Genomic DNA, 17,671 nt, shown 5'->3' with positions numbered 1-17,671 from the left:
CATGAGCGATGCCAGCCAGACCACCGCGCCCACGCGCCTCCAGCGACAGGTCCTGGCGGTCGCGATCGTGGCGTCCTTCATGGCGATCCTCGACAGCTTCGTGGTCAGTCTGGCACTGCCCGCCATCGGCAGGGAACTCGGCGGCGGCCTCCGCATCCAGCAGTGGGTGGTGGACGCCTACCTCCTGACTCTGGGTGCCCTCATCCTGGCGGCGGGCTCGCTGTCGGACCATTTCGGGAGGGTGCGTGTGCTGCAGTGGGGGCTGGGCGGGTTTGCCCTCACCTCGGTTCTCTGCGGGGCAGCGTGGACCGGCGAAATACTGGTGGTCAGCCGGGGGCTGCAGGGCGTGGCGGGAGCACTCCTGGTGCCCAGCTCGCTGGCGCTGATCGTCAGCCACTTCGATAGTGCCGCGCAGGGGGCAGCCATCGGCAAATGGTCGGCGTGGACAAGCGCCGCCGCCATCGTAGCCCCTTTGATTGGCGGCATATCGGTGGACCTGCTCTCGTGGCGGGTCATCTTCTTCGTCAACGTCCTGCCGGCGGCGGCCATCTGGCCAGTCCTGACCAGGCTGCGGAAGGCGGATGCTGCCACCAGCTCTGCCGGAATCGACATTGCGGGGGCACTCCTGGCCGTCGTTGCACTTGGCGGACCGGTCTATGGACTGATCGAGCAGGGGAGCGTGGGGTGGGGCAGCCCGCAGGTCTGGCTGCCGCTGGCCGCAGGTCTCGTCGCCACCGTGCTTTTCCTCGTCCATGAATCTCGGACAGCCGCGCCGCTTCTGCCCCTGCGCATGTTCACTGTCCGCAACTTCGGCTGGGGCAACATCGCCACCGCCGCGATATATGGCGGGTTTTCCCTTGGGTTTTTTGCACTGGGCATCTACATCCAGCAGGTGGGCGGCATGAAGGCAACCACCGCCGGCCTGGCTCTGCTGCCCTCTACGGTGATCCTGATGCTGCTGGCATCGTTTTTCGGGAGACTCGCCGGCAAGCACGGGCCGCGGTGGTTCATGACTGCCGGGCCGGTGCTGTGTGCGGCCGGATTCCTGCTCACGCTGTCCGTTGGCGGCTCCCTGAACTACTGGACCCAGGTCCTGCCCGGGCAGCTGGTGTTCGGCCTCGGCCTTTCCATGACGGTGGCACCGCTGACGGCGGCCATCCTGGGATCCGTTCCTGAGAAGCAGGCGGGCGTGGGCTCCGCGGTGAACAATGCGGTCTCACGAATCGCCGGCCTGGTCTGCATCGCGTTTGCGGGGTTCATCGTGGGTCCCGAGCTGACGACGCCGGGCCTGCACCGCGCGCTGCTGGCCACGGCGGCACTGCTGTTGCTCGGTGGGGCCTGTTCCGCCGTCGGAATCCGCAACCCGGTACCGGCTAGCCCCAGTTGATCCGGCTAGCCGCCGCCAATCCGGCTAGCGCCCGTTGATCCGGCTAGCCGCCGCTAATGGCAAGCCCTGCCGCGGCGGCAGCCAGCCCCAGCAGCAGGTTGGCGAGGATGTTGGCGGCGGCGGCGAGGTAGCGCCGTTCGCTGGCCAGCCGCACCGTCGCAGTGGTCCAGGAGCTGAATGTGGTCAGACCGCCGGCGAACCCGGCGGCCAGGGCGGCGTGCCATTCGGGGCCGAACACCGAAGTGACGCTCACCGACAGCCCGATCACGAACGAGCCGGCCACGTTGACCAGCAGGGTAGCCCAAGGCCAGTGCCGCCGCGGCGACGGGAACCCGGCCAGCCAGCCGTCCACGGCGAACCTGGCGAGGGCGCCGGCGATGCCGAAGAGGCCCACGAGGAGTGCCGTCACGGTCCGGTCCCGTCGGTACCGCCGAAGGGCCCGGTGCCGCCGAAGCCACGGGAAGCGCCCAGCACCCTGCCGGTCCGCCAACCGGCGGCGGCCGCCGCCAGCCCCAGCAGGACGGACAGCCCCAGATAGAGAAGTCCCACCCCGGGGAGTCCGGATCGGGTCAGTTGGTCCGTGGAAAAGACGACGGCGGAAAAGGTGGTGAAAGAGCCCAGCACGCCCGGCCCGATGGCCGCACGGAGCCAGAACGCGGTCTGCGGCCGCGCGATCCAGATGGTGGTGAGGGCCGCCAGCACGAAGCTGCCAACGATGTTGATGCCCAGAGTGGCCCACGGTATTTCTCCCGGCTGGTCCGGGAACAGCAGTCCCAGCATGTACCGGAGCTCCGTGCCGAGCAGCCCGCCGGCTGCCACCGCCGTCCAGACCCGCCAACCGTAGCCGGAGTCCGTCTTGTGGGCGGTGCCAGTGCCGCCGGCCAGGGGAGCCCGCACCTGCGACTACAGGCCGGCCATGCGGCAGCCGGGATGCGCGGAGTCGCTGTGGATCCACAGCGCGGAGGCCACTTCGTCGGCGAGGTCAACGTCGCGGCTGGTCCCGGGGGAACCGATGCGGACCACGAGCGCACCGCCGAAGGGCTTGCGGCCGCGCACCTCGACGTCGGCGTCGAGGCTGATCTTTTCGGCGGCGAGATAGCGCAGCAGCTCCGGGTTCTCGTCGCTGATCCGGGTGATCCTGCCGGTGTGGCCGTCGTCGAGTTCGATCATCCGGTGGGCCGACGGCATCCGGACGGTTCCGTCAGCCGCGGGGATGGGATCGCCGTGCGGGTCCCGTGACGGGTTGCCCAGCCGGGCTGCCAGCCTCTCTATGAACGTGTCCGAGACCGCGTGTTCCAGCTGTTCGGCCTCGTCGTGGACTTCGTCCCAGCTGTATCCCAGGTCCTTCACCAGGTACGTCTCGATGAGCCGGTGCCGCCGGACCATGGAGAGGGCCAGCCGGACCCCTTGGGGCGTGAGCGTAATGGCGCTGTACGGCTTGTGGAGGACCAGGCCCTGGTCCTTGAGCTTGCGCACCATCTCGGAGACCGAGGAATTGGCCACGCCGAGGCGCTGCGCAAGCTGGGTGGAGGTGATGGGCTTGTCCTGCCACTCCGTGAAGGAATAGATGACCTTAACGTAGTCCTCGATCGAGGAGGAGGGCGTACTGGTCTTCACAGTTTCAAGCCTACCTGCTGCCACCACGGCCCTCCGCCCTGACAGCCCGCCAGGTCTGGGTGAGGTAAGGGAGCTGCAGCAGTTCACCCTCGGCATGGCCCAGGTGCTCGTGCAGGTACCAGTTCAGGTTGCCGGCCACCTTGGCGCGGGTGGCGTCGTTGGCCGCGAGGTAATAGCTGCGGGACTTGGCCAGTTCGAGGATGTCGTCCGGAGTAACAGCGTCTTCCCACCGCGTTAAATGGCTCTCCAGGGACGTGAATTCCGGGCCGATTTTGGGGCGGAAGTCGGGCTTGTGGACGTCGCCGGCGTGCATGATGCGGGACAGCCGGTGCACCCAGGGCACTGACGTGTCCAGCTGGTTCCAGATCAGGCCCAGCACCCCGTGGGGCCTGAGGATCCGGGAGATCTCGGTGCTGGCGCGCAGCGGGTCGCACCAGTGCCACGCCTGGGCAACGCTGACGACGTCGAACGAGCCCTCAGGCAGGCCGGTCTCCTCCGCGGTTCCCACCAGGGCTTGAACCCCGGGGTAGGTGCGGCCGAGCTGCTCCAGCATATCCACGGAAGGGTCCACGGCACTGACACTCAGCCCGCGTTCCACCAGCAATGCCGTGAATTTACCGGTTCCGGCGCCGATGTCGGCGGCAGCGCTGGCCCCGGCTGGGATGAGCCAGTCCGCGGAATCGCCTGGGTAGCCGGGACGGACGCGGTGGTAGTGCTCGCCACCGTCCTGGAAGCTCTGCCCGAGCTCCAGCCGCCGCCCGTGATGAAGTTTGGGACCGCCCCGTGCCACGCACAGTCTCCTTAGCCCGACGTCGAAAATTACCTATCGAATTTACCGTACGGGGACCGCCGCCGTAGCAGGCGGGGTGGAGATCAGTCCTGCGTGCAGGGTGCGGCGCCGGCGGTGCCGGGGGTGTTGGGTGCCCACTCGGGGTAGGTGCGGGTGTCGTTCGCCGGAACCCAGCGCCCGGCGTCCACCACGTAGTCCCAGCCGAGGCCGGAGCGGCGGAGCTCCTCGATGCCGGCGAGCAGCCGCTGGACGTCCTCGAGCCGTGATCCCACGCCGAAGCTGGCGCGCAGGGAACCGGACGGCAGGCCGAGGCGCTTCAGCAGCGGGTGCGCGCAGAAGCGGCCGTCGCGCAGGCCCACGCCGTGTTCGGCCGACAGGTAGGCGGCCACCAGGCCGGCGTCGTAACCCTCCACGGAGAAGTTGACCACTCCAATGGCATCGTCCGGGTCGCTGTCCTCGAAGATCTGGTGGACGGTGACGCCGTCGATCTTGCGCAGCCCCTCGACGAGGAAGGACCGGATGGCGGCCTCATGGGCGTGCCAGTGCTGCGGATCAAGGGCAGCGATCACCTGGGTTGCCCGGGCCAGGGTGGCAGCGCCGAGCACGTTGGGTGAGCCGCCCTCGTGGCGCGCGGGGCCGGTGGCCCAGCTGACGCCGTCGAGCCTGGCCTCGCTCACGGCGCCGCCTCCGGCGAGGTGCGGGGTGCCGGCGTCGAGCCAGTCGGGGCGGCCGATCAGGACGCCGGCCCCGAAAGGGGCGTAGAGCTTGTGGCCGGAGAAGGCGAGGTAATCGACGTCGTCCGCGGCGATGTTGATTCGGCGGTGCGGCGCCAGCTGGGCGGCGTCCACCACTATCCGGGCGCCGTATTCATGGGCCAGTGCAGCAAGGCGCCGGATGGGAAGGATTTCGCCGGTGACGTTGGAGGCGCCGGTCACGGCAAGGAGGCTGACATCGCCGTGCGAAAGTTCGGTGCGCAGGCTGCTGATGGTGGCTTCCAGCGTTTCCGAGGCCACGACGCTGCGGTGCGGCACGCCCTGCCACGGCAGCAGGTTGGCGTGGTGCTCGATGTCCAGGTACAGCACTTCACCGGTGTGGTGGTGCTCCTTCACCGGCAGGCAACCGGCCAGAAGGTTGAGGGAGTCGGTGGTGTTCCGGGTGAAGATGACGGCGTCATCGGCGCGGCCGCCCACGAACTCCCGCACGATGCTCCGCGAGTTCTCGTACACGGACGTGCTGATCTGCGAGGCATAGCCGGCACCGCGGTGCACGCTGGCGTAGTACGGCAGGATCTCGTTGAGGTACGCAGAAACCACAGAGAGTGCAGGCGCGGAGGCGCCGTAATCGAGGTTGGCGTAGCGGACGTGGCCGCCCTGGATCAGCGGAGCCTGGATTTCTGCGCCGGTAACGGCGGCCAGGGGACGTCCGGCGGCGGCAAATCGGCCGTCCAGCACGTCGGCGTCGGTGGTGGAAGAGATGATTGCAGTCGTCATGGGACCTCACTGAGAAAGGACCCCGTGTGACGGGGATCCGCGCTTGCCGGGTCCGTTCCGGATCGGCCTGGTCGTCACCCGGGGCACCCCACCGCGAATGGAGGGTTGCCGGCCAGCTAACCGGGGTTTAGCGCTGGCACTCGTGACCTGTTACGAGACTAGGACATCCGGGCGGGCGATGAAAAAGCCGGACAGGAATGTTAAGCGGATTATTACGCAGCCCGGATATCGGGCTTACGGCCGAATATACGACGGCGGGCGCCACCAAAAGGGGGCGCCCGTCGTCGTAATGTTCAGCGCTGAGGCGCCGGGGGAGGAGACAGGAACTAGAGCAAATCGTCCAGCTGCGGGTTCAGGCGCTTCAGTACTTCGGAGTGCAGGATCGAGTTGGTCGCCAGAGCGTTGCCGCCGAACGGGCCGTCGGTGCCTTCGAGCGAGGTGAAACGCCCGCCTGCCTCCGTCACGATCGGCACCAGTGCCGCCATGTCATAAAGGTTCAGCTCCGGTTCGCAGGCGATGTCCACCGCGCCTTCTGCCACCATGCAGTAGGACCAGAAATCGCCGAAGGCGCGGGTGCGCCACACGTCCTCGGTGAGCTGGAGGAACTCATCGAGGTTGCCGCGGTCCTTCCAGCCCCCGAGGCTGGAGTAGGACAATGAGGCATCAGCGAGGCTGGACACGTTGGATACCTTGAGCCTCGTGGCGGCGGCGAGGGAACGGCCCGAGTAGGCGCCGGCGCCCTTGGCCGCCCACCAGCGCTTGCCCAGCGCAGGCGCGCTGACCACGCCCACCACGGGTTCGCCCTCGTCGACGAGGGCGATCAGGGTGGCCCAGACCGGCACCCCGCGGACAAAGTTCTTGGTGCCGTCGATGGGGTCGATGATCCAGCGGCGGGAACCGTGGCCGGAACTTCCGAACTCCTCACCGAGCACGGCGTCGCGGGGACGGGAGCGGGACAGCTGGCCGCGGATGGACTCCTCGGCGGCCTTGTCCGCATCGGTGACCGGCGTCAGATCCGGCTTCGTCTCGATCTGGAGGTCCAGCGCCTTGAACCGGCTCATGGTCTGGTCGTCCACGGAATCGGCCAGCACATGGGCCAGACGCAGGTCATCGTTGTAGGTTGAAGCGGGTTGGGTCATGGTTCCAAACTACCCTCAAAGGCCCGGCGGGGCGGGGAGGCGGGGGCCGGGCTGCGCCGGGGAAGGCTAGCCGACGCTGCCGAGTTCCTTGGTTTCCTGGGCCTCCATGCGCGGGTCGGTGCCCAGCAGGCGGCGCAGGGACGCCAGCCTGGCTGCTCCGGTGGGCCCGGCATGGCCTGCCGCGACCCACGCATCCACGCCGCAGTTGACGGCGGTGGCGTCGTGCTTGCAGCCGCGTTCGCAGGCCTCAGTGCCCGGCTCAAGGTCGGGGAAGGAGTGCAGGATGCGGTCCGGGTCGACGTGGGCCAGCCCGAACGAGCGGATGCCCGGCGTGTCGATGATCCAGCTCCCGGCCGGGGCGTCAGCGAGCTTGAGCGCGAGGGCCGACGACGACGTGTGCCGTCCGCGGCCCGTCACGGCGTTGACGCCGCCGGTGGCACGTTCGGCCCCCGTCAGCGCATTGACCATGGTGGATTTTCCGACGCCGGAATGGCCCAGCATCACGGTCACCTTGCCGTCCAGATGGGCGCGGAGTTCGGACACCGCGGCAACGTCGAGCCGGGCGGAGAGGCCGTCGTCGGACCGGGCGTCGATTCCGGATGCTTCCGAGTCAGCCGTGCGGCTGATGATGACCGGAAAGTCGAGGTGGCGGTAGTTGTCGAGCAATTCGGTGGGATCTTTGACGTCCGCCTTGGTGACCAGCAGCAGTGGTTCGATCCCGGCGTCGTAGGCTGCCACCAGCGCCCGGTCGATGAAGCCGGTGCGGGGTTCCGGATTTGCGGCAGCAACCACCACCACCAGCTGGTCCGCGTTGGCAACAACAGCGCGTTCCACCGGGTCGGTGTCATCGGCGCTGCGGCGCAGCAGGGTCTTGCGGTCCTGGATTTTCACGAGGCGGGCGAGGGTGTCCGGGTCGCCGGAGACGTCGCCCACGAGGGACACGAAGTCGCCGGCCACCACGGGGGAGCGGCGCAGCTCCCGGGCGCGGGCGGCGATGACCGTCCGCTCGTGCCCGGAGTCCTCGCCTACGACTGCTGTGTAACGGCCCCGGTCAACGGTGATGATCCGCCCCGTGACGGCGTCCTCATGGCTGGGGCGGTCCTTCGTCCGGGGGCGGGAACCTTTTTTGTTCGGCCGGATCCGGACGTCGGATTCATCCCAGGAATCAGTGCTGCGGGCCACCGGCGGTCCCCGCAATGTTGGCCCTTGCAGTGTCAGGCGCTGCCGTGTCGGTGACAGCACTGCTCCGCTGGCCGAGCATGTCCGCCCACAGCTGGGGGAAGTCCGGCATGGTCTTGGATGTCGTGGCGATGTCCTGCACTTCGACACCCCTGACCGCCAGGCCGAGAATGGCCCCGGCGGTGGCCATCCGGTGGTCGGCGTAGCTGTGCACGACGCCGCCGTGCAGTTCCGATGGCCGGATGATGAGGCCATCGGCGGTTTCCTCGGCATCGCCGCCGAGGCGGTTGATCTCCGTGACAAGCGCGGCGAGCCGGTCCGTCTCGTGTCCCCGCAGATGGGCGATGCCGCTCAGCCGCGAAGGGCCGGAGGCCAGCGCGCACAGTGCCGCGACGGTGGGTGCCAGCTCACTGGTTTCGGCGAAATCAGCGCCTTTGATTTCACTGCCGCCGGTCACCGTCAGGGTGCCGTCCTGCAGGGTCACCGCAGCACCCAGGTCTTTGAGGATGATGCGCCACATGTCACCGACCTGCGTGGTGTGTTCGGGCCAGTCCGGAATCCGCACTGTGCCGCCTGTTGCGAGGGCAGCGGCTAGGAACGGGCCGGCGTTGGACAGGTCCTGTTCGATGCGCTGGTCGAACGCACGGATCGGGCCGGGGCTGACAATCCAGTGGTTGGGCGTGGAGTCGTCCACCACCACGCCCGCCCCGCGCAGCACGGCAACAGTCATGTTGATGTGGTCCAGGCTCGGCACGGTGCTGCCGGAATGTTCCAGATGCAGTCCTTCCGTGAACCGCGCTCCCACCAGCAGCAGGGCGGAGACAAACTGGGAGGACGCGCTGGCGTCGATGACGAGGTGCCCGCCGCGGACCTGCCCCGTGCCTTCAACGCGGAACGGCAGCGAAGCCGGCATTCCGCCGTCCTCTCCGCTGACAGTTACGCCGAGCCCTGCAAGCGCCTCAATGATAGTCCCCATCGGACGCTCCCGGGCGTGCGGATCGCCGTCGAAAACGGTTGCGCCGCGGCGCAGTGCCGCCATCGGCGGAACAAACCTCATCACCGTTCCGGCAAGGCCGCAGTCGATGGCGACGTCGTCACCGCTGGAGTTGCCCGGAACCGGCGTCACCTCCAGGTCCGGGCCGAAGGCGCCATCGCCCGGCACCTCCCGGATGTCCGCGCCCAGCTGGCGCAGGGCTGCGATCATCAGGGCTGAGTCACGGGAATGCAGCGGTGCCCGGAGCCGGGACGGCCCGTCGGCCAGCGCGGCGAGCACGAGGTACCTGTTGGTCAGCGACTTTGAGCCCGGCACGCGGACCGTCGCGTCAACCGGCTGCTCCGCAAACGGTGCAGGCCAGTGCGGAGCAGCGCCGGAGGCTTCAGCGGACGCGCCCATGGGTGATGCCGTCATTCTTGCTTATGCCCCCACCGCGTGGTCAACAGCCTTGCGGACTGCCCTGTCGGCCCTGCGGACGGCCTTGTCGGCAGTGTGCAGCTTCTTGCCGGTGGTCTTGCGCGCATCCGCGGCGAAGTGGGTCGCGGTCTTCCGTGCGTCGGCGGCGAGGTGCTCTGCGCGCCAGGCCAGGCCGGGCTTGCCGGCTGTGTCCACAGAGGCGAGCAGCACACCGCCGGTGAGAGTGATGTTCTTGAGCAGCTGGTTGCGGCGGGCTTCCCGGCCCTCCTTGCTGCTGATGTCGGCGCTGCGCCATTCAACGAAGGCGTTCAGTGCCGAGATGACGGCCAGCACCGAGGCCGCCAGCCGCGCAGACTTGCCGAGCGCGAAGAGGACGCCGGCACCCACCTGCGTTCCGCCGATGATGCGTGCCAGAACCTTTTCGTCCGTCTGGAACGGCAGGGCCTCAGAGGCACGGCGCAGGAGGGGCGACAGCTGCTGCGCGGTGTCGTCCGCATTCCTAAGCTTGTCCGTTCCGGCGAGGATGAAACTTGAGGCCAGCATCGGCCGGGCAAAAAAGCGGACAACGGACATGAATTTCCTCCTGGATGGCCGAGCCGCGGTGGCCGCGGCGGAGTCGGTTCTAGTCTTGCACTTTTGCGGAATATTTGCCCACCGCACGCCGTTGTGCTCTTCAGACCGGAAGCAGCCTGTGGACGGTGTCCTGTGCGGTTTCCGGCACGTAGCGGCGGCTGGGGCATGGCCGGAACCGTCAAGAGCGCGGACCGTACCTCGAACGCGGGCCTTACTAGGCGGAGTGGAGATGGAGCATTGACTTTGGTGAAGGAAGCTGTGGGGGTGCGAAGTCCCGCCAGGATGGGGCCGTTTGTGGTGCCTGAAACCGACGCGCTTGAGGCAGGGCGTGCCTTCCCGGGCGACGGCTTCCCCGGCACGGACTACGGTGCGCCACGCCGTCAGGGGCGGCCGGCGCCGGTCAAAGTAGACTTGAAGGCAATGAGCACCGTGGATCCGGCCTTACAGGCCACACAGGAGGATGCCGCCAACGGCATCCCGGATAATGGCACGTCACGCGCCGCTGATGCGGCAGAGGATATCGACGTGGGCTCGGAGGACGCGGAAGCGCGCCGGGCCCGGTTTGAGCGCGACGCCATGCAATACGTGGACCAGCTGTATTCAGCGGCCATGCGCATGGCGCGGAACCCGGCCGATGCCGAGGACCTCGTGCAGGAGGCCTATACCAAGGCGTTCTCGGCGTTCCATCAGTACAAGCCGGGTACCAACCTGAAGGCCTGGCTGTACAGGATCCTGACGAACACTTACATCAACCTGTACCGGAAGCGGCAGCGGGAACCCCTGCAGTCCAATTCGGACACCATCGAGGACTGGCAGCTTGCCCGTGCCGAGTCCCACACCTCCAGCGGCCTGCGGTCCGCGGAGGCCGAGGCTTTGGACCACCTGCCGGATTCGGACGTCAAGCGGGCGCTGCAGGCCATCCCGGAGGAGTTCCGGCTGGCCGTGTACTTCGCCGACGTCGAGGGCTTCGCGTACAAGGAAATTTCGGACATCATGAACACCCCCATCGGCACTGTGATGTCCCGGCTCCACCGGGGACGGAAGATGCTGCGGGACATGCTGGCGGACTACGCCGCCGACCGGGGATTCAGGGCTGCTGCAGACGCCACGGCGGCAACGGAAAGCAACAAACAGGAGAACGGGAAATGAGCGACTGCCAGGGATTGGGCGATTGCGATGACACAAGGATGCAGCGCATCTACGAGTATCTGGACGGAGCTTTGACCCGCAGCGACCTTGCGGAGATCAAGCACCACCTTGACGAGTGCCCGGAATGCGCGCAGCAGTACGATCTTGAGTGCGTCATCCGGAAAGTGGTGAAGCGCTCCTGTACCGAGGCGGCGCCGGAAAACCTTAAGAACGCGATTCTGGACCGGATCCACGCCATCCGGCCGGTGGAGGCCTGACGGCATTCCTGACGTAAACGCGATGCCCCCGCTACCTTGCTGGTAGCGGGGGCATCGCGTTTAAGCTTCGGTTCAAGCCGTGGCTTAGGTGTTGGGGCGCTTCCCGTGGTTCGCGCCGCCACGCTTACGGTCACGACGCTTACGTGCACGCTTGCTCATAGCTGGCCTCCTTAATTTCGTTACCCAAAAGAGTTGCCCTCCAGTCTCCCATATCAGGGGACAGGCCGCGAACCGGGGGCAGTTTGGGGGGCAGGGAGACGCGGCGGGCACGGCAGGGCCTTGCAGCGGTGTGTCCTGCCCTACAGCGAGTTGCGGATCGAGACCCGGGCCTGGTCCAGGACAGTCCGCACCGTTTCCAGGGCCACCGGCGTCATGGGCCGGGCGCTGGTCTGCAGGCGCAGCTCGGTGCGCATGTCATCGCGGAACGCCTGAAGGAGCATCTCGGCCTCCATGAGCATGCGCTGCCCCTCGGAAGTGTAGCGGCCCTGGCCGGCCAGGTCCGCCGATCTGGCGGCTGTGCGTGCCGCTTCCGCTGTGGCCGCCAGGTCCGCGCGCAGTCCGCGCATGTTGCTGCGGATATCGGCGCGGAGGTCATCGGCCAGCCGGCGGACGGATGCCGCGATGTCGTTCTCTACGTGTTCCAGTTCCTCGCGCCGGCTGTCCAGTTCGGCCAGGCCCGCGGCCGTGATGCGGTAGTTGGTGCGGCGCCCCTGGGATTCCGTCGCCACCAGGCCTTCCTCCTCCAGTTTGCCCAGACGCGGATAGATGGTGCCGGCACTGGGGGAGTAGGTGCCGCCGAACCGGTCGCTGAGCGCCTTGATGAGCTCATACCCGTGCTTCGGCCCGGCCTCAAGGAGCGCCAGCAGATAGAGCCGGAGCGCGCCATGGGCAAAGACGGGAGGCATCAGAGCGCCTGTTCTGCGGTGGCCGGCGCCTGGCCGTGGAAGATGGACGTCTTCCCGGATACCGAGTTGGTCCGGACCAGCATGAGTTTGGTGTCCGGTCCCGAGATGGTCTGCACCTTGCCGCCGGGGTGGCCGTACTTCCGGTCGTCGATGACCACTGGCCCGCTGGCGGACTGGGCCACGATGTCCACCCCGACGTCGTGCGGTACGCGGACGGTCAGGTCCCCGGACACCGAGTTCGCGCCGAAGTCGTGGGTGAAGCCGCGCAGGTCAAAGCTCATGTCGCCGCTGACAGTGTTGGCCCGGATGTTGGTGAAGTCGCCGGACGCCGTGACCTCGCCCGAGACGCTCTTGGCCGTCAGGACGCCATTGTGGTTTCGGGCGATTACTTCGCCGCTGACGGTGTTGACGTGCAGCTCACCGGAGGTCCCGTCGGCCAGCAGGGATCCCGTCACGGTGCTCAGCCGGGTCCGTCCGTGGATGCCCGAAACCAGTCCGTCCCCGCTGACAGTGCCCGCCTCGACGTCGACGCCGGCAGGGAGGGCGATGCTGATGACCAGGGAGTTGTTGCTGCTGTTGCTGACCGAATTCATCAGGTTCTTGAACCAGCCCTGCGGTCCGTGCAGCTGGTGGCGGATTTCGAGGCGGCCGCCGGCCACGGAGATCGCCAGCGGATCACCCTGCACCTCCGACACCTCGATGCGGACCACGGCCTCCTCGTGCGTGACGATGTCCAGCCTGCCGCGGACAATGCCCACTTTCAGGTGCGAGACGCCGTCGACGTCCATGGTCTGCGGGCCGGTGACGGTCCAGGAATTCTCTTCCATAATCCCCTCCACTTGCGATATATCGTGTCCGTGGAAGCCACGCTAGTCCGTTGTCGCCGGAAGATCAAGATATATCGTGAGTGGTTTTTCTAGTCCGGGGTGTCCATCCCGAGCCATTGGAACCAGCCCCGGTGCAGGACCAGCCATGCCATCAGCCCGTAGCCCGCCTGCCCGGGGGTGCCGCCGTTGGCCGCGAGGTCCTGGCGCCATTGCTCATGATTGAGCAGCGGTGAAAATGTGTCGACGTAGAGGTGCTTGCGCCGGGTGGTGACATCGGCAAAGGCGGTGTTCAGCTCACCCAAACGGCGGTTCTGCACCGGGTCCAGCGTGGGCGGCGGACCCACGACGAAGACCTCCAGCCGCTTCTGGGTGGCGGAATCCAGGATGTTGGCGAGATTGAGCCGGCTCCGGGCAGTCGACAGCCCGAACTCAATGTCCCGGCCGGAAAGCCCGATGACCAGGCGGTTCTCGTGAGCGTCGCTGAACCTGCGGCCGGCCTCCTCGAGCCAGCGTGCCGACAGGCCCTCGGTGCCTTCCTGCGGGCACGGAAGCGAAAAGCTCTCCACCGTGACGCCGTCTTGGGGAGTGCGGGCGAGGACCCGGCCAAGCCACCCCAGCGCCCGGGGATCGCCGAGCCCGGCGAGCAGTTCATCTCCAACAGCTGCAATCCGCAGCTTCCTGTCTTCCACTACTACCTCTTCACTTGTTGGGAGGGCGTGTCCCGGATACGGACCGTATGCATGGCCAACACTAAAGGTCCATTAACTCACGCCGATTAAACAGAACTGCCCGGCTGGAACGGTATGTCACCGTCCGGCCGGGCAGCTGTTCTGCTACTTACGGGCGAAAGCCTGCTTCAGCAGCGCGTCCTGCTCCACAGCGTGGCGCTTCATGGAGCCCGCCGCGGTGGAAGCTGAGGCCGGGCGTGAAACCAGGCGCACCTTCCGGTCGAGGGCGGTCGGCAGGTGCAGGCCCATGAACGGCCACGGACCCTGGTTGGCGGGCTCGTCCTGCGCCCACACAACTTCGGCGTTCGGGTACTTGGCCAGTTCGGCTTCGATCTCCGCCTGCGGCAGCGGGTACAGCTGCTCGACGCGGATGATCGCCGTCGACTTGTCGCCCGTCTTCTGCCGCGTGGACAGCAGGTCGTAGTACAGGCGTCCGGAGACCAGGAGTACGCGGTCAACGTCCTCCGCCCTCAGCGCCTCGTGCTCACCGATCACCGGGCGGAAACCGCCGGTGGTGAAGTCCTCCACGGACGAGGCAGCGGCCTTGAGGCGCAGGAGCTGCTTCGGCGTGAAGATGATGAGCGGCTTGCGGGGCCGGCTGTAGGCCTGGCGGCGCAACAGGTGGAAGTGCGAGGCCGCCGTCGTCGGGTTAGCGACGATGATGTTTTCCTCGGCGCACAGCTGCAGGAAGCGCTCGATGCGGGCGGAGGAGTGGTCCGGGCCCTGTCCCTCGTAGCCGTGCGGAAGCATCAGCACGAGCGACGAACGCTGGCCCCACTTCTGCTCGGCGGACGAGATGAACTCATCGATGATGGTCTGCGCGCCGTTGACGAAGTCGCCGAACTGCGCTTCCCACAGGACCAAGGCGTCGGGGCGCTCCACAGAGTAGCCGTATTCGAAGCCCATGGCCGCGTATTCGGACAGCAGGGAGTCGTAGATCCAGAGCTTGGCCTGGTTGTCCGACAGGTTGCCGAGCGGCAGCCACTCGTTGCCGTTGGCGCGGTCGTGGAACACGGCGTGGCGCTGGACGAACGTGCCGCGGCGGGAATCCTGGCCGGCAAGGCGTACGGGCACGCCCTCCATGATCAGGGAGCCGAACGCGGCGATTTCGCCGAAGCCCCAGTCGATGCCGCCTTCACGGGACATCTGTTCGCGCTTCTCCAGCAGCTGCTTGAGCTTGGCGTGGACCGTGAAGCCTTCGGGGATCTCAACGTGCGCCTTGCCGATGCGGGCCAGGGTGTCGGCCGAGATCGCGGTCGACACCGGGGCATTCGTTCCGATGTCCGACTGCTGTGCGTGGGGGCGCTCGATGTCCGAGACCGCTGCCGAGTCGGCGGTGATGATTGGAATGGGCGAGGTCTGGGCCGCGTGGGTTTCGGCGAAGACGCGCTCAAGGCGTTCCTGGTAGTCGCGGAGCAGCTGCTCGGCTTCTTCCTCGGTGATGTCACCACGGCCGATCAGGGACTCGGTGTAGAGCTTGCGCACGGACCGCTTGGCCTCGATGAGGTTGTACATCAGCGGCTGCGTCATCGAGGGGTCGTCTCCCTCGTTGTGCCCGCGGCGGCGGTAGCAGACCATGTCGATGACGACGTCCTTGTGGAACCGCTGGCGGAACTCGTAGGCGAGCTGGCCGATGCGGACCACTGCCTCGGGGTCGTCGCCGTTCACGTGGAACACCGGAGCCTGGATCATCTTGGCGACGTCCGTGGAGTACGTGGACGAACGCGAGGAGGACGGCGCAGTGGTGAAGCCGACCTGGTTGTTGACCACGATGTGGATGGTTCCGCCGGTGCGGTAGCCGCGAAGCTGGGACAGGTTGAGCGTTTCCGCCACAACACCCTGGCCGGCGAACGCTGCGTCACCGTGAACCATGATGGGCAGCACGGGAAAGGACTGTCCCTGGTCCAGGCGGTCCTGCTTGGCGCGGACGATGCCCTCCAGGACCGAATCCACGGCCTCGAGGTGGGACGGGTTGGCGGCGAGGTAGACCTTGGTCTCCTTGCCATTGTCCGACGTGAACGTGCCTTCGGTGCCGAGGTGGTACTTGACGTCGCCGGAGCCCTGCACGGAGCGCGGGTCCTGGGTGCCTTCGAACTCGCGGAACACCTGGGCGTAGGTCTTGCCGGCGATGTTGGTCAGCACGTTCAGGCGGCCGCGGTGGGCCATGCCGATGGCAACCTCGTCCAGTGCGTCGTCGGCAGCATCGGAGATGATGGCGTCCAGCAGCGGAATCAGCGATTCGCCGCCCTCAAGCGAGAAGCGCTTCTGGCCCACGAACTTGGTCTGCAGGAACGTCTCGAAGGCCTCTGCAGCGTTCAGCTTGGAGACGATGCGCAGCTGCTCGTCGCGGCTCGGCTTGGAGTACGGGTGCTCCAGCTGGTCCTGGAACCATTTGCGCTCGGCCGGGTCCTGGATGTGCATGTATTCGATGCCCGTGGTGCGGCAGTAGGCGTCCCGGAGCACGCCAAGGATGTCGCGGAACTTGAGCATCGGCTTGCCGCCGAAGCCGCCCGTGGGCCACTCGCGGTCGAGGTCCCACAGGGTCAGGCCGTAGGTGAGCACGTCGAGGTCGGGGTGCTTGCGCTGGACGTACTCGAGGGGATCGGTGTCCGCCATCAGGTGGCCGCGAACGCGGTAGGAGTGGATCAGCTGCTGGATCCGGGCGACCTTGTTGATCTGGTCGGACGGGTCCACCTGCAGATCCGGGCTCCAGCGCACGGGCTCGTACGGAATGCGCAGGGCCTCGAAGATTTCGTCGTAGAAGTCCTGCGCGCCGAGGAGCAGCGAGTGGACGAGCTTGAGGAATTCGCCGCTGCCGGCACCCTGGATGACGCGGTGGTCATAGGTGGAGGTCAGGGTGAGGATCTTGCTGATGGCGTTCTGGGCGATGATCTTCTCGCTCGCGCCCTGCCATTCGGCCGGGTAGTCGAGGGCGCCGACGCCGATGATGGCGGCCTGGCCCTTCGACAGCCGGGGCACGGAGTGCACGGTGCCGATGCCACCCGGGTTGGTCAGCGACACGGTGGTGCCGGCGTGGTCGTCCGCCGTCAGCTTGCCGTTGCGGGCACGCTTGATGAGATCTTCATAGGTGTGCCAGAACTCCGCGAAGTTCATGGTTTCGGCCTTCTTGATGTTGGGAACCATCAGAAGGCGGGTGCCGTCGGGCTTGGGCATGTCAATGGCGATGCCGAAGTTCACGTGTGCCGGCTGGACCGCCACAGGCTTGCCGTCGACCTCGTCGTAGTACACGTTCATGGACGGGAACTGGGACAGCGCCCGGACAACGGCGTAGCCGATGAGGTGGGTGAAGGAGACCTTGCCGCCGCGTGCGCGGGCCAGGTTGGAGTTGATGACAACCCGGTTGTCGATCAGGAGCTTGGCCGGAACTGCCCTGACGCTGGTGGCGGTGGGCACCTCAAGGCTCGTGACCATGTTCGACGCAATGGCCTTGGCCGGGCCGCGAAGGACGGACACGACGTCTTCCTCGGGCGCGGTCGGAGCCTTCACGTTCTTCGGCAACTGGGCCGGGATAGGCTGGGCGCCGGTGCCCGCCTCGGTCTTCTTCGCGCCGTCGCGGGCCACCGTGGCCGGGGCCTTTTTGGCGGGTGCGGGCTGGGCGGGGGCTGCTGCCGGCGCCGGTGCCGGAGCTGCCGCGGGCGCCTGGGCCGCGGGAGTAGCGGATGCCGGTGCCTTCGCGGGCGCCGGGGGAGTGACTACGGGCAGTTCGCGGGTAGCCGGGTTGGCCGCCGGAGCCGTTGCTGCCGGCACGCCGTTGGAAGATGGACCGTTGCCGCTGTCAAATGATTCGAACAGGGGCCACCATTTGGCATCGACCGTATTCTTGTCCTGTTGGTAACGCTCGTACAGTTCGTCAACGAGCCACTCGTTTCCACCAAATTCCTCTGGCAGACGGTGGCTAGGCTGCTCTGGCACTTGAAATACGCCTCTTCCATGAGTTTGATTTCCCTCTGGTCGCCTTCGGTGCCACGGCACAACAATCGAACCAGTTTCTGTGTCCTATGAACCCAGACCTTTGCCAGTCTAGTGACCGTTCCGGGTTAACTGCCAATAAGCGTGACCCAAATCATGTACCGTCCGATTTATGGCGAAACAGCCGTCCCAACGTGGCCCGAACAGTGTCCTTTCCGCCCTGCGCGGACACCGGTTCCGGACGGGTGGGATGAGCAACTTCTGTCCTCTCTGGCGGCACGTCGCTCCT

General features: G+C 66.9%; 16 protein-coding genes and 1 riboswitch. Of the genes, 3 read left to right on the top strand and 13 right to left on the bottom strand.

Going from position 1 to position 17,671, the window contains the following annotated elements; all coding sequences use genetic code 11:
• Position 1 precedes the first annotated feature (1 nt).
• The gene (locus tag ABRP34_RS05920; protein WP_353712567.1) at positions 2-1,387 is read left to right on the top strand and encodes an MFS transporter; all 1,386 of its coding nucleotides are present in this window, start codon (positions 2-4) and stop codon (positions 1,385-1,387) included.
• Between the two features lie 43 nt (positions 1,388-1,430).
• On the opposite strand, the gene ABRP34_RS05915 is transcribed toward ABRP34_RS05920, so the two are convergent.
• The 9 genes from ABRP34_RS05915 to ABRP34_RS05875 all read right to left on the bottom strand — a co-directional run bounded on the left by ABRP34_RS05915 (position 1,431) and on the right by ABRP34_RS05875 (position 9,586).
• Positions 1,431-1,796, bottom strand: a complete 366-nt coding sequence (locus ABRP34_RS05915) for a CrcB family protein (protein WP_353712566.1) — start codon at positions 1,794-1,796, stop codon at positions 1,431-1,433.
• A complete protein-coding gene (locus ABRP34_RS05910; RefSeq protein WP_353712565.1) occupies positions 1,793-2,284 on the bottom strand; it encodes a CrcB family protein in 492 nt (163 codons plus the stop codon). The genes ABRP34_RS05915 and ABRP34_RS05910 overlap by 4 nt, the downstream gene beginning before the upstream one ends.
• Positions 2,285-2,290: 6 nt before the next feature.
• On the bottom strand, positions 2,291-3,004 hold the full coding sequence (locus ABRP34_RS05905; RefSeq protein ID WP_003804868.1) for a metal-dependent transcriptional regulator: 714 nt from the start codon (positions 3,002-3,004) through the stop codon (positions 2,291-2,293).
• A 10-nt stretch (positions 3,005-3,014) separates the two neighbouring features.
• Entirely contained in the window at positions 3,015-3,794 is a 780-nt protein-coding gene (locus ABRP34_RS05900) for a class I SAM-dependent methyltransferase (protein ID WP_353712564.1), read from the bottom strand.
• Between the two features lie 83 nt (positions 3,795-3,877).
• Positions 3,878-5,284, bottom strand: a complete 1,407-nt coding sequence (locus ABRP34_RS05895) for an aminotransferase class V-fold PLP-dependent enzyme (protein ID WP_353712563.1) — start codon at positions 5,282-5,284, stop codon at positions 3,878-3,880.
• A gap of 34 nt (positions 5,285-5,318) precedes the next feature.
• A riboswitch (SAM riboswitch) is annotated at positions 5,319-5,432 on the bottom strand.
• A 178-nt stretch (positions 5,433-5,610) separates the two neighbouring features.
• Entirely contained in the window at positions 5,611-6,423 is an 813-nt protein-coding gene (hisN, locus tag ABRP34_RS05890) for a histidinol-phosphatase (RefSeq protein ID WP_003804863.1), read from the bottom strand.
• Between the two features lie 66 nt (positions 6,424-6,489).
• Positions 6,490-7,605, bottom strand: a complete 1,116-nt coding sequence (locus ABRP34_RS05885) for a ribosome small subunit-dependent GTPase A (RefSeq protein WP_353712562.1) — start codon at positions 7,603-7,605, stop codon at positions 6,490-6,492.
• A complete protein-coding gene (gene aroA / locus ABRP34_RS05880) occupies positions 7,589-9,010 on the bottom strand; it encodes a 3-phosphoshikimate 1-carboxyvinyltransferase (protein WP_353712561.1) in 1,422 nt (473 codons plus the stop codon). The genes ABRP34_RS05885 and aroA overlap by 17 nt, the downstream gene beginning before the upstream one ends.
• Positions 9,011-9,016: 6 nt before the next feature.
• Positions 9,017-9,586, bottom strand: coding sequence for a DoxX family protein (locus tag ABRP34_RS05875; RefSeq protein WP_003804857.1), 570 nt, complete (start codon positions 9,584-9,586; stop codon positions 9,017-9,019).
• 420 nt (positions 9,587-10,006) lie between these two features.
• On the opposite strand from ABRP34_RS05875, the gene ABRP34_RS05870 reads away from it, so the two are divergent.
• Together ABRP34_RS05870 and rsrA are read left to right on the top strand one after the other, a co-directional pair.
• Positions 10,007-10,735 carry a sigma-70 family RNA polymerase sigma factor gene (locus ABRP34_RS05870; protein ID WP_043419650.1) on the top strand — a complete coding sequence of 243 codons (729 nt, stop codon included), beginning with the start codon at positions 10,007-10,009 and terminating at the stop codon, positions 10,733-10,735.
• Positions 10,732-10,992: a mycothiol system anti-sigma-R factor gene (gene rsrA / locus ABRP34_RS05865; protein WP_003804853.1), complete on the top strand. Its 261-nt coding sequence runs from the start codon at positions 10,732-10,734 to the stop codon at positions 10,990-10,992. The genes ABRP34_RS05870 and rsrA overlap by 4 nt, the downstream gene beginning before the upstream one ends.
• Positions 10,993-11,291: 299 nt before the next feature.
• Here the strand turns inward: rsrA and ABRP34_RS05860 are convergent, their stop codons facing one another.
• The 4 genes from ABRP34_RS05860 to ABRP34_RS05845 form a co-directional block, all read right to left on the bottom strand.
• The gene (locus tag ABRP34_RS05860) at positions 11,292-11,897 is read right to left on the bottom strand and encodes a PadR family transcriptional regulator (protein WP_353712560.1); all 606 of its coding nucleotides are present in this window, start codon (positions 11,895-11,897) and stop codon (positions 11,292-11,294) included.
• Positions 11,897-12,724, bottom strand: coding sequence for a DUF4097 family beta strand repeat-containing protein (locus ABRP34_RS05855; RefSeq protein WP_003804847.1), 828 nt, complete (start codon positions 12,722-12,724; stop codon positions 11,897-11,899). The genes ABRP34_RS05860 and ABRP34_RS05855 overlap by 1 nt, the downstream gene beginning before the upstream one ends.
• Before the next feature lie 89 nt (positions 12,725-12,813).
• Positions 12,814-13,413 (bottom strand): GDSL-type esterase/lipase family protein, encoded by a 600-nt coding sequence (locus ABRP34_RS05850; protein WP_003804845.1) that lies wholly within the window; start codon positions 13,411-13,413, stop codon positions 12,814-12,816.
• Positions 13,414-13,557: 144 nt separating this feature from the next.
• A complete protein-coding gene (locus tag ABRP34_RS05845; protein WP_353712559.1) occupies positions 13,558-17,385 on the bottom strand; it encodes a multifunctional oxoglutarate decarboxylase/oxoglutarate dehydrogenase thiamine pyrophosphate-binding subunit/dihydrolipoyllysine-residue succinyltransferase subunit in 3,828 nt (1,275 codons plus the stop codon).
• Positions 17,386-17,671 lie beyond the last annotated feature (286 nt).

The sequence above is a fragment of the Arthrobacter sp. K5 genome (genome assembly GCF_040448525.1).
Lineage (GTDB): Bacteria > Actinomycetota > Actinomycetes > Actinomycetales > Micrococcaceae > Arthrobacter > Arthrobacter globiformis.
Note: the sequence above shows the minus strand (reverse complement) of the source record. Positions and strands in the feature narration are given on the sequence as shown.

What these genes read in the sequence shown, in the direction of transcription:
- ABRP34_RS05920 (WP_353712567.1), top strand. Translation starts at nt 2, where the DNA reads ATGAGCGATGCCAGCCAGACCACCGCGCCCACGCGCCTCCAGCGACAG.
- ABRP34_RS05895 (WP_353712563.1), bottom strand. Translation starts at nt 5,284, where the DNA reads ATGACGACTGCAATCATCTCTTCCACCACCGACGCCGACGTGCTGGAC.
- hisN (WP_003804863.1), bottom strand. Translation starts at nt 6,423, where the DNA reads ATGACCCAACCCGCTTCAACCTACAACGATGACCTGCGTCTGGCCCAT.
- aroA (WP_353712561.1), bottom strand. Translation starts at nt 9,010, where the DNA reads ATGACGGCATCACCCATGGGCGCGTCCGCTGAAGCCTCCGGCGCTGCT.
- ABRP34_RS05875 (WP_003804857.1), bottom strand. Translation starts at nt 9,586, where the DNA reads ATGTCCGTTGTCCGCTTTTTTGCCCGGCCGATGCTGGCCTCAAGTTTC.
- ABRP34_RS05870 (WP_043419650.1), top strand. Translation starts at nt 10,007, where the DNA reads ATGAGCACCGTGGATCCGGCCTTACAGGCCACACAGGAGGATGCCGCC.
- rsrA (WP_003804853.1), top strand. Translation starts at nt 10,732, where the DNA reads ATGAGCGACTGCCAGGGATTGGGCGATTGCGATGACACAAGGATGCAG.
- ABRP34_RS05860 (WP_353712560.1), bottom strand. Translation starts at nt 11,897, where the DNA reads ATGCCTCCCGTCTTTGCCCATGGCGCGCTCCGGCTCTATCTGCTGGCG.
- ABRP34_RS05855 (WP_003804847.1), bottom strand. Translation starts at nt 12,724, where the DNA reads ATGGAAGAGAATTCCTGGACCGTCACCGGCCCGCAGACCATGGACGTC.